Genomic DNA, 11,415 nt, shown 5'->3' with positions numbered 1-11,415 from the left:
TCGGGTATTCGGAGTTTGGTTGGGTTTGGTAAGACGGTAAGTCCCCCTAGCCCATCCAGTGCTCTACCCCCCGAAGCATTCATGCGAGGCGATACCTAAATATCTTTCGCGGAGAACCAGCTATTTCCCAGTTTGATTGGCCTTTCACCCCTAACCACAAGTCATCGGAGTCTTTTTCAACAGACACCCGTTCGGTCCTCCAGTGAGTGTTACCTCACCTTCAACCTGCTCATGGCTAGATCACTAGGTTTCGGGTCTAATACAACGAACTTGGCGCCCTATTCAGACTCGCTTTCGCTGCGCATACGCCTATCGGCTTAAGCTTGCTCGTTAAATTAAGTCGCTGGCCCATAATACAAAAGGTACGACGTCACCCAGAACGTATCTTGGGCTCCGTCTGTTTGTAGGTGTCCGGTTTCAGGTCTATTTCACTCCCCTCGTCGGGGTGCTTTTCACCTTTCCCTCACGGTACTGGTTCACTATCGGTCGCTGAGGAGTACTTAGGCTTGGAGGGTGGTCCCCCCGTGTTCAGACAGGATTACACGTGTCCCGCCTTACTCAAGGATACATCATCGCATTACCCGTACGGGGCTATCACCCTCTGAGGCCCTGCTTTCCTGACAGGTTCCGGTTGTCTTTGATGTATCACTGGCCTGGTCCGCGTTCGCTCGCCACTACTAACGGAGTCTCGATTGATGTCCTTTCCTCCAGGTACTTAGATGTTTCAGTTCCCTGGGTTCGCTTAAAACCTCCTATGAATTCAGAGATTTCATACCTTCACTTGATAACTGGAAATCCAAAACCTCACGGCTTGGTCTCACACATTGCTGTACGAACCCCAAGATAGAGATCTTGGAGTTCCAGCTATCGAAGGTGGGTTTCCCCATTCGGAAATCCGTGGATCAAAGCTTCTTCGCAGCTCCCCACGGCTTATCGCAGCGTAGCACGTCCTTCATCGCCTCTCAGCGCCAAGGCATCCACCGAACACCCTTAAGGCACTTGATTGCTCTCATTATCAATGTCCACACACTCGGCAGAATGTTGTCTGCGCAACAGCCATTGAAGGCACGCATCCTCGATGAATGCGATTGCAACAGCCGGACACTGATTAGAAAGACCAGCTTGCTTCGTAAGATCGAACCGATAGCGAGGCGGTCAAGCTTCGCTAAAAAGATCATTCACAACCCGATCATCTTGCGATGAGCGAGCGCCGAAATGACCTGGAGATTATGATTGAGAGCCCGCAAATTGCTTTGCAGATCCCAAACTCGGATCGATCTCCTCTTTACGATGTCAGATATCACGCATGACGCTATCCATCCGGACTGCGCATGCGAAGTGATGTTTCGCGGACGATTATTCGAGGCATTCCCGATCTTCGATTTCATCTGGTGGAGCCAGACGGGATCGAACCGACGACCTCATGCTTGCAAAGCACGCGCTCTCCCAGCTGAGCTATGGCCCCGTACCAGAAGACGAATGCTCCGCACTCGATCAAAGTGGTGGGCCTGGGAAGACTTGAACTTCCGACCTCACGCTTATCAAGCGCGCGCTCTAACCAACTGAGCTACAAGCCCCTAACACGAGGGACTCAAGCTCGCGCGCAATCGGCTCACGCCAATGCATCGCACAAGCGCCAAACCTCCGCACAGCGCTAAGCCCCTGGCGCGTGTTCGTCCGCGAAGAAAGAGAAACGAAGACGGCGAAATCCCGCCAATGCAGCTCAACAATCCTGACGATTGTTGGCCACTGATGTTTCTAAAACGATCCGATAGATAGCAAGCTATCTGAAGGATCATCCTTAGAAAGGAGGTGATCCAGCCGCAGGTTCCCCTACGGCTACCTTGTTACGACTTCACCCCAGTCGCTGACCCTACCGTGGCCGGCTGCCCCCTTTCGGTTAGCGCACCGTCTTCAGGTAAAACCAACTCCCATGGTGTGACGGGCGGTGTGTACAAGGCCCGGGAACGTATTCACCGTGGCGTGCTGATCCACGATTACTAGCGATTCCAACTTCATGGGCTCGAGTTGCAGAGCCCAATCCGAACTGAGACGGCTTTTTGAGATTTGCGAAGGGTCACCCCTTAGCATCCCATTGTCACCGCCATTGTAGCACGTGTGTAGCCCAGCCCGTAAGGGCCATGAGGACTTGACGTCATCCCCACCTTCCTCGCGGCTTATCACCGGCAGTCTCCTTAGAGTGCTCAACTAAATGGTAGCAACTAAGGACGGGGGTTGCGCTCGTTGCGGGACTTAACCCAACATCTCACGACACGAGCTGACGACAGCCATGCAGCACCTGTCTCCGGTCCAGCCGAACTGAAGGACCCCGTCTCTGGGGCCCGCGACCGGGATGTCAAGGGCTGGTAAGGTTCTGCGCGTTGCGTCGAATTAAACCACATGCTCCACCGCTTGTGCGGGCCCCCGTCAATTCCTTTGAGTTTTAATCTTGCGACCGTACTCCCCAGGCGGAATGCTTAAAGCGTTAGCTGCGCCACTAGTGAGTAAACCCACTAACGGCTGGCATTCATCGTTTACGGCGTGGACTACCAGGGTATCTAATCCTGTTTGCTCCCCACGCTTTCGTGCCTCAGCGTCAGTATCGGGCCAGTGAGCCGCCTTCGCCACTGGTGTTCTTGCGAATATCTACGAATTTCACCTCTACACTCGCAGTTCCACTCACCTCTCCCGAACTCAAGATCTTCAGTATCAAAGGCAGTTCTGGAGTTGAGCTCCAGGATTTCACCCCTGACTTAAAGACCCGCCTACGCACCCTTTACGCCCAGTGATTCCGAGCAACGCTAGCCCCCTTCGTATTACCGCGGCTGCTGGCACGAAGTTAGCCGGGGCTTATTCTTGCGGTACCGTCATTATCTTCCCGCACAAAAGAGCTTTACAACCCTAGGGCCTTCATCACTCACGCGGCATGGCTGGATCAGGCTTGCGCCCATTGTCCAATATTCCCCACTGCTGCCTCCCGTAGGAGTTTGGGCCGTGTCTCAGTCCCAATGTGGCTGATCATCCTCTCAGACCAGCTACTGATCGTCGCCTTGGTGAGCCATTACCTCACCAACTAGCTAATCAGACGCGGGCCGATCTTTCGGCGATAAATCTTTCCCCGTAAGGGCTTATCCGGTATTAGCCCAAGTTTCCCTGGGTTGTTCCGAACCAAAAGGTACGTTCCCACGCGTTACTCACCCGTCTGCCGCTGACGTATTGCTACGCCCGCTCGACTTGCATGTGTTAAGCCTGCCGCCAGCGTTCGCTCTGAGCCAGGATCAAACTCTCAAGTTGGACTTGAAACCTTGAACCGGCTGATCACAACGTTTGACGAGGTCCCACCATATTTATCGCCCGCGATTCACATCGCTGACGACGATGGTGTAACCTTTAAAACGTGTACCGCCGAAGTCTTTCGTCCAGCCTCAACGCTTCAATACTTGCGTATTCAAGCGATCGAGACTCGCAAGGACTCCGCCGTCCACGTTTCTCTTTCTTCATCTTCACTTGTCAAACAGCCCGGGACCGCTTGGGATCCCATCCTTCCATCTCTGGAAGGTTCCGTAGTCACCCATCCGACGACAAATAACAACCGACTTGTATCGGCTGTTGAGTCACTCATCGTAATGAGGAGCTTACGGGGCGCGAAGAGATGCCTTGGCCTCGGGGCCAATGCATCGCCGCGCTCAGTGGCCGGGTTATAGGCCCGCCCGATCGGGGTTGTCAACGCCCTTCGTCAACAAATTGTCGCATCACGTCGAAGAATTTTGGGACGCCAAGAAGTCCCTATGTTTCGGGCCTTTGGCCGCACTTGAGCCACAATCCTGCGACGTTCTGACTATAAGGTAAGCATTGAATCACCGGATGCCAGTGGGGGCTGCCCGGTGTTCATCTACCCGGGACAGGCGGTCTCGAGGAACCCGTCGCCTTTCCCACGCGGCCAGGAAACTTCGAGAGATCTGCTGACCATTGACGTTCGAGACTGCGGCCGGTCTTCTTCTGGCCTCTGATTCCCGAATTTCCATGCGTGCGGCAACGCCATGCTCCGGGATCGCTCCCTCAAAAGGGCGGAAACGCGGGGTCTGGATCGGGCGAGGTCTTGTCGGATGTCGATGGAATTTGGGGGGACACAGGGTTGAGCCAGAAGGCGCCACGCGGAAGCGGCTATGGACGCGAGATCGGGATCATTGATCTCGGTCACGAGCCGCCACTTTCCGTCGATGGCTCCGAAGCCGCGGTGATTGATCGCCGCCGTGTCTCTGTACAGTGGTTCAGCGGCACTATCCTCACCGGTCTGTGCGGCGCGGCCCTCATCGGCGGCGCCGTTTTTGCGTCCCTCGACGGCGAAATGACCTTTGCCAAAGTGCCGGAGCGGGTCGAAGGCGCGTTGCGCGGGGCATTCGGCGCCAATGACCGCACCGCCACCCTGCACAAGAGCGACCGCCTGCCGCCGCCCGGCGAATCCACCGCCTCGCGCAATGTAATGCGGGTATCGACAGTTACCCGCGTCGGGAACCGCGACGTGATGCGGGTGCGGCCATTCGTTCGCATCTCCGGCAATCTATCGATGACGACGAGCGATCTCGCCGCCAAGATCCCGCCGTTCAACGCGCAGCGCATGCTCACCGATGTCGGCAGTTCGACTCAGCCGGCTTCCGAGGATCCGAACAATCCCGAGGCGGTCGAACCCGACGCCGAGGTTTCCTTCGTGACCAAGGATCTCGCAACGGTGCTGCCGAAGGCGAAAGTCTCCGCCGTGGTCGCGCTGGACGAAGTCCTGATGCGGGTGCGGGATGCCGCGAACTGGCGCGGCTCGGGCGGCGTCCGCTACACGGCGCTTGCCAATGCCGCCGCTGACACCAGCGGCGTGCAGTCCGATCTCAAGCTCGCCTATGCCACCGAAGGCAACGTCTCCGATCCCTATGCCGGCTTTGAAACCCGCATCGTGCCGGAAAATGTCACCCTGCTGCCGAAGACCAAGGACCAGATCACCGGCGGCAACCCCACCGGCGAACGCGTTCACATCGTGAGGAAGGGCGACAGCATCGCTTCAATCCTGCGCGACCAGGGCGCGACGCCCGATGAAGCCAGGGCGATCGCGTTGACCCTTGGCGCCCGCGGCCGCGACGGCGGCCTGAAGGAAGGCCAGAAGCTGCGCATCCTGATGGCGCCCTCGGGCCTCGGGCCTGCCGCCCGGCTGCAGCCCTATCGCGTGATCGTCGCCAACGACACCACCGTCGAAGCCGTGGCCGCGCTGTCGGACGTCGGCAAATATGTCGCGGTCGACGTGCAGAGCATGAATACCGTCGCCGAGGCTCCCGCCGGCAAAGATGACGAGGATGACGACGAGGATGACGGCAGCGGCGTCCGCCTCTACCAGAGCATCTACGAGACCGCCATGCGCAACAAGGTGCCGGCCGCGGTGATCGAGGACATGGTCCGCATCTATTCCTACGACGTCGATTTCCAGCGCAAAGTGCAACCGGGCGACTCCTTCGACGTGTTCTTCGCCGGCGACGACGAAGCCACCCCCAACACCGAAAAGACCGAGGTGCTGTTTGCTTCCCTCACCGTCGGCGGCGAGACCAAAAAATACTATCGCTTCCAGACCCCGGACGATTCCGTCGTCGATTTTTACGACGAGACCGGCAAGAGCGCGAAGAAGTTCCTGGTCCGCAAACCCGTCAACAACGCCATCATGCGGTCGGGCTTCGGCGGCCGCCGCCACCCGATCCTGGGCTTTACCAAGATGCACACCGGCGTGGACTGGGCGACACCCTACGGCACGCCGATCTTCGCCTCCGGCAATGGCGTGGTCGAGAAGGTCGGCTGGGAAGGCGGCTACGGCAAATACGTTCGCCTGAAACACAACAACGGCTACGAGACCGCCTACGGCCACATGTCGGCGTTCGCCAAGGGCATGGAACCCGGCAAGCGCGTGCGGCAGGGCCAGGTGATTGGCTTCGTCGGATCGACGGGCATGTCGACCGGCGCCCATGTCCACTACGAAATCCTGGTCAACGGCCGCTTCGTCGACCCGATGCGCGTCAAGCTGCCGCGCGGCCGTTCGCTCGAAGGCTCAATGCTGGCGAGCTTCGAAAAGGAGCGCGACCGTCTCGACGCCCAGATGAGCAACCGCGGCAACTCGGCGCGGGTTTCCGAAGCCACCGGCACCACGCCGCAGGCCCGCCAGGTCAGCCGCTGAGCCTTCAGGCCGCCCCGAGAGACAACTTATCTACGGCGCCCCGCGAGCGCTGATCAGGAAGACTATTCCGATCGCCGTAAGTCCGAAGGCAACGGCGGCCAGCGGCAGCAGCATGTCGATTGCCGCCTGTGTACCATGGATCTTGCTGCCCCAGACAGCGAAGTCGCCAATTCTCCAATCATGAAACGAGGTCTCGTCGGAGTGCGGTTGATGTGGCTTCGCGTGCCTCTTCCAGACCAGCGACAGCGACCACGGAAGCAGGACGGCAACCAGCAACAATACGCTGACCATGGCCAGCAGAAGTCCGATGTCACTCTCGCGGTCGAACAATATCCAGGCCGCTGCCGCAAACCACGCCACAAGCCCGACGGCGGCCCCATAGATACTGGGGTGGATCTGATCGAAGACGGGTCTGTTGCGTAGGACTATTTCTTTTGTCATCGGAGGGAACCCTATCCTTGGGTTTCTGGGCCGGTGCTCCCGGCAGTAGCCGACGCCCACTACCTGCAAGGGCAATTGCAGCGCCGCCCCGCGGTTTCATTAATTTGCGTTCAGTCGCGGCCCCGATGGAACCCGAACGGCCGTTATACGGTTGACTAATTGGCAAAATCTTCAATGGAGGATGCCATGGAGAATTGGAGCAACGCAAAATTGTGCGACGTCGCGAACCTGGTCCTCGGCGCGATACTGTTCTTTTCGCCGTGGATGTTCAGCGGCTTTGAGGCCGGAACGGTTTCCGCCAACGCCTACGTCACGGGTCTCGTGATCGCGATCATTGCGATAGCGGCGCTGGCAGCGTTCGCGGTCTGGGAGGAGTGGCTGAACCTGATCGTCGGACTGTGGGCGCTGGTATCGCCTTGGGTATTGGGCTTCCAGGGGACCACGGCGATGACGGTGCATGTGTTGATCGGCGCTGCCGTGGCGGTGCTGGCGGCGATCGAAATCTGGCTCATGACGCAATACCCGCCGCGGCTTACTACGGGCCGCTGAGGCACCTTGCTCGCGTACCGCCCGCCGCATGCTGGCGGCGGGCGGTTGTTGGTGCGACGTGAAGGGGATGAGCAGCAATGAACCGCATTACCCGGGACGACATCATCAAGGCAGTCAGCGGGGCTGATGAAATTACGATCGCCCAGATCATCGGAACCGGCGCCACAGTAGATGAGCTGGCGGAGGCTCAAGCCTGGATGGCCAATGACGAGCCGATGCTGAATGCGGGCCGGCCGCTGGCGACCGGCCGGGTCCGCGAACTCGTGGATATACTGACGGAGCTCGAGCCCGAGGACGATGATCCCGGTCAGCCGGGGCCTGCCGTCAGTCCAACGGAATGACGTAGCCACAGGCGCCTTAGCCAAAAGCCCCGAACATTGCGTGTTCGGGGCTTTTGCATTGGTGTGGCTCAATTCAGCTTGCGCTTCGGCACCGGTGCTTCGAACTGGGCGATCTCCGCGGTTTGCGCGGCCTTGCCGTTGAAGGTCAGCACGTTGCCTTCGCTCGAGATCACGACGCGGTCGCCGTCGGCGATCTCGCCGGCGAGGATCATCTCGGCCAGGGGATCCTGCAGGTTGCGCTGGATCACCCGCTTCAGCGGACGGGCGCCGTAGGCCGGATCCCAACCCTTGGCGGCCAGCCAGTCGCGCGCCGCGGCATCCAGCGTCAGCGTGATCTTGCGATCCTCCAGGAGCCTCTGCAGGCGGGCGAACTGGATTTCGACGATCCGGCCCATCTCGCTCTTCTGCAGGCGGTGGAACAGGATGATCTCGTCGACGCGGTTGAGGAATTCGGGCCGGAAATGCGCCCGCACCATCCCCATCACCTGCTCGCGCACCGCCATTGTGTCCTCGCCTTCCGGCTGGTTCACCAAAAACTCCGAACCGAGGTTCGAGGTCATGATGATCAGCGTATTACGGAAGTCGACGGTGCGGCCTTGGCCGTCAGTCAGCCGGCCATCGTCGAGCACCTGCAGCAGCACGTTGAAGACGTCGGGGTGCGCCTTTTCGATCTCGTCGAACAGCACCACCTGATAGGGCCGCCGCCGTACCGCTTCGGTGAGCGCGCCGCCCTCGTCATAGCCGACATAGCCGGGAGGCGCGCCGATCAGCCGCGACACCGAGTGCTTTTCCATGAACTCGGACATGTCGAGGCGGACCATCGCGGTCTCGTCGTTGAACAGGTACTCCGCCAGCGCCTTCGTCAGTTCGGTCTTGCCGACGCCGGTGGGGCCCAAGAACATGAACGAGCCCATCGGGCGGTTCGGATCCTGCAGGCCGGCGCGCGAACGGCGCACGGCGGTTGCCACCGCACGCACGGCTTCGGCCTGGCCGACCACGCGCTTGCCGAGGCTATCCTCCATCTTCAGGAGCTTGTCCCTTTCGCCTTCCAGCATCTTGTCGACGGGAACGCCGGTCCAGCGCGACACCACCTGCGCGATGTGGTTGGCGGTTACCGCCTCCTCCATCATCTCGCCCACGTCTTCCTTGGCTTCGATTTCGGCGAGCTTCTTTTCGAGTTCGGGAATTCGGCCATAGGCGAGCTCACCCGCACGCTGGAATTCGCCGCGGCGCTGGGCATTGGCGAGTTCGATGCGCAAGGTGTCGAGTTCGCTCTTCAGCTTCTGCGCGTTCGACAGCTTGTTCTTCTCTGCGCTCCAGCGCGAAGTCAGGTCGGCCGATTGCTTCTCGAGTTCGGCCAGTTCCTTTTCCAGCGTCTGCAGGCGGGTTTTCGAGCCGAGATCGGTTTCCTTCTTCAGGGCCTCCTGCTCGATCTTCAGCCGGATGATTTCCCGGTCCATCAAATCGAGCTCTTCCGGCTTGGAATCGACCTGCATCTTCAGCCGCGCCGAGGCCTCATCCACGAGGTCGATGGCCTTGTCGGGCAGGAAACGATCGGTGATGTAGCGGTTCGACAGCGTGGTCGCGGCGACAAGCGCGGAATCGGTGATGCGAACGCCGTGGTGCTGCTCGTATTTGTCCTTCAGGCCGCGCAGGATCGAGATCGTATCCTCGACCGTCGGCTCGGAGACGAAGATCGGCTGGAAGCGCCGTGCCAGCGCGGCGTCCTTCTCGACATGCTTGCGATATTCGTCGAGCGTCGTCGCGCCGATGCAGTGCAGTTCGCCGCGCGCCAACGCCGGCTTCAAGAGGTTGGACGCGTCCATTGCACCGTCCGCCTTGCCGGCGCCGACCAGCGTATGCATCTCGTCGATGAACAGGATGATCGAGCCTTCGGCTGAGGTAACTTCCTGCAGCACCGCCTTCAACCGCTCCTCGAACTCGCCGCGGTACTTGGCGCCCGCAATCAGCGCGCCCATGTCGAGCGAGAGCAGTTTCTTGTCTTTCAGGCTCTCGGGCACGTCGCCGTTGAGGATACGCAGCGCCAGGCCTTCGACAATCGCGGTCTTGCCGACGCCAGGTTCGCCGATCAGCACCGGATTGTTCTTGGTGCGGCGGGAAAGCACCTGGATGGTGCGGCGGATTTCCTCGTCGCGGCCGATCACCGGATCGAGCTTGCCGTCGCGCGCGGCTTGCGTGAGGTCGCGGGCGTATTTCTTCAGCGCGTCGTAGGCGTTTTCGGCCGATGCGCTATCGGCTGTACGGCCCTTGCGCAGCGATTCGATTGCCGCATTGAGGTTTTGCGGCGTGACGCCGCCCTTGCTCAGAATGGTACCGGCCTCGCCGCTCTTCTCGAGCGTCAGCCCCAGCAGCAGCCGCTCGACCGTGACAAAGCTGTCGCCGGCCTTCTCGGCCGCTTTTTCCGCCGCGCCGAAGGCGCGCGCCATATCTGGGGCAAGATAAATTTGCCCGGCGCCGCTGCCCGAGACTTTCGGCAGCTTCTTCAGCGCGTCCTCGGTGGTCTTGAGGATGGCGCGGGAATTACCGCCCGCGCGGTCGATCAGCCCGCCGGCCAGTCCCTCGCTGTCGTCCAGCAGCACTTTCAGCACATGCAGCGTCGAGAACTGCTGGTGCCCATCGCGCATGGCGAGCGATTGCGCAGACTGGATGAAGCCGCGCGCCCGCTCGGTGTATTTTTCAATATTCATCTTTTGCTTCCCTCGGCATGCCGCGCCCACCCGGGGCGCGATCAGCAAAAGTGGAAACCGGTTTTGCGTCCGATCGCGCCCCATTTATGTTTGGCGCGTGACCTTGACGCGAAACCGCACACACTTTCGCGGGTCACGCGTGGCATGATTGCGGCATCTTCATTGGGTATCCGCGAACCGCATTGACATTCCTCAACCGGCCGCAGTCGTCGCCCGCTTTTCAGGCTTGCCTCGAATGTGGGCATCGTGGGGAAAAACGGAAGAGGCCCACTCACAAATTCGGGAACGGTTGGCGAAAGCCGAAGGAATCTCTTAATAAGCCGCATGGACGCCATCTCCCCCGCCCGGATCGCCGGGATTTACCGTTACCCCGTCAAGGGCCTGACCCCGGAGCAGCTCGACCGTGCCGAGCTCAAGCCCGGACAAACCCTTTTGGCTGACCGCCGCTACGCCATCGAGAACGGCCCCTCCGGTTTCGATCCGGCGGAGCCGAAATGGCTGCCGAAGCCGCACTTCCTGATGCTGATGCGGGATGAGTGGCTGGCCGGCCTGCACACTCATTTCGACGACGCGAGCAACGTGCTCTCGATCCGCCGGAACGGCGAGATTGCGGCCCAGGGCAATTTGGCGACCGCCGAAGGCCGGCGGACAATCGAGAACTTCTTTGCCACCGCCTTTGCCGGCCAGATCAAGGGCCCGCCAAAGGTGCTGGAAAGCCCCGGCCACAGTTTTTCGGATGTCGCCCGCAAGGTCGTTTCGATCATCAACCTCGCCAGCGTCCGCGCCATCGAGGACATCGTCGGCGCCCCCGTTCATCCGCTTCGCTTTCGCGCCAATCTCTATGTCGAGGGCTGGCCGGCCTGGCACGAATTCGACCTGCTCGACCGGACGCTTGCGATCGGCGACATCAGGCTGAGGGTGGTGAAACGCATCGTCCGCTGCGCCGCTGTCAATGTCGATCCCGATACGGCCGAGCGCGATCTCGCGATTCCCCCGGCGCTGCAGCGCCAACTCGGCCACGGCGATTGCGGGATCTATGCCGAGGTGATCACCGGCGGCAGCATCAGCACCGGCGACGCGATCGCGGCGGAGCAGGCGGAGTTGTTGTGATTCGCCTCGCCGCTCCTCGCGATGACGGGAAGAGATAGCAGCGCACACTCGACTGTCATCC

Annotated in this window: 6 protein-coding genes, 2 tRNA genes and 2 rRNA genes (1 of these 10 only partly in view); 4 read left to right on the top strand and 6 right to left on the bottom strand. The window is 60.2% G+C overall.

Annotated features, from left to right (window positions below; genetic code table 11):
• The 4 genes from V1273_RS05045 to V1273_RS05030 form a co-directional block, all read right to left on the bottom strand.
• A 23S ribosomal RNA gene (locus tag V1273_RS05045) occupies positions 1-1,005 on the bottom strand; it reaches 1,839 nt to the left of the window's first position.
• A 384-nt stretch (positions 1,006-1,389) separates the two neighbouring features.
• Positions 1,390-1,465 (bottom strand) — tRNA-Ala (locus V1273_RS05040).
• A gap of 35 nt (positions 1,466-1,500) precedes the next feature.
• Positions 1,501-1,577 (bottom strand) — tRNA-Ile (locus V1273_RS05035).
• Positions 1,578-1,805: 228 nt separating this feature from the next.
• Positions 1,806-3,294, bottom strand: a 16S ribosomal RNA gene (locus tag V1273_RS05030).
• Together the 16S and 23S rRNA genes with 2 tRNA genes alongside form the textbook arrangement of a ribosomal RNA operon.
• An 841-nt stretch (positions 3,295-4,135) precedes the next feature.
• Here V1273_RS05030 and V1273_RS05025 point away from each other — a divergent pair.
• Complete coding sequence (locus V1273_RS05025) at positions 4,136-6,205, top strand: M23 family metallopeptidase (RefSeq protein WP_334408908.1); 2,070 nt, start codon at positions 4,136-4,138, stop codon at positions 6,203-6,205.
• 30 nt (positions 6,206-6,235) lie between these two features.
• Here V1273_RS05025 and V1273_RS05020 read toward each other — a convergent pair whose 3' ends face one another.
• Positions 6,236-6,646, bottom strand: a complete 411-nt coding sequence (locus V1273_RS05020; RefSeq protein ID WP_334366542.1) for a hypothetical protein — start codon at positions 6,644-6,646, stop codon at positions 6,236-6,238.
• 186 nt (positions 6,647-6,832) lie between these two features.
• Between V1273_RS05020 and V1273_RS05015 the strand changes: the two genes are divergently transcribed.
• Both V1273_RS05015 and V1273_RS05010 read left to right on the top strand, forming a co-directional pair.
• Entirely contained in the window at positions 6,833-7,195 is a 363-nt protein-coding gene (locus tag V1273_RS05015; RefSeq protein WP_334366541.1) for an SPW repeat protein, read from the top strand.
• Between the two features lie 77 nt (positions 7,196-7,272).
• Complete coding sequence (locus V1273_RS05010) at positions 7,273-7,536, top strand: hypothetical protein (protein WP_334408907.1); 264 nt, start codon at positions 7,273-7,275, stop codon at positions 7,534-7,536.
• A 68-nt stretch (positions 7,537-7,604) separates the two neighbouring features.
• On the opposite strand, the gene clpB is transcribed toward V1273_RS05010, so the two are convergent.
• Positions 7,605-10,244, bottom strand: a complete 2,640-nt coding sequence (clpB, locus tag V1273_RS05005) for an ATP-dependent chaperone ClpB (protein WP_334366539.1) — start codon at positions 10,242-10,244, stop codon at positions 7,605-7,607.
• A 324-nt stretch (positions 10,245-10,568) separates the two neighbouring features.
• Between clpB and V1273_RS05000 the strand changes: the two genes are divergently transcribed.
• Positions 10,569-11,354, top strand: coding sequence for an MOSC domain-containing protein (locus V1273_RS05000; protein ID WP_334408905.1), 786 nt, complete (start codon positions 10,569-10,571; stop codon positions 11,352-11,354).
• Positions 11,355-11,415 lie beyond the last annotated feature (61 nt).

Origin of the sequence: Bradyrhizobium sp. AZCC 1721 (genome assembly GCF_036924715.1) — a bacterium.
Lineage (GTDB): Bacteria > Pseudomonadota > Alphaproteobacteria > Rhizobiales > Xanthobacteraceae > Bradyrhizobium.
This window is presented reverse-complemented; position numbering and strand designations above follow the sequence as displayed.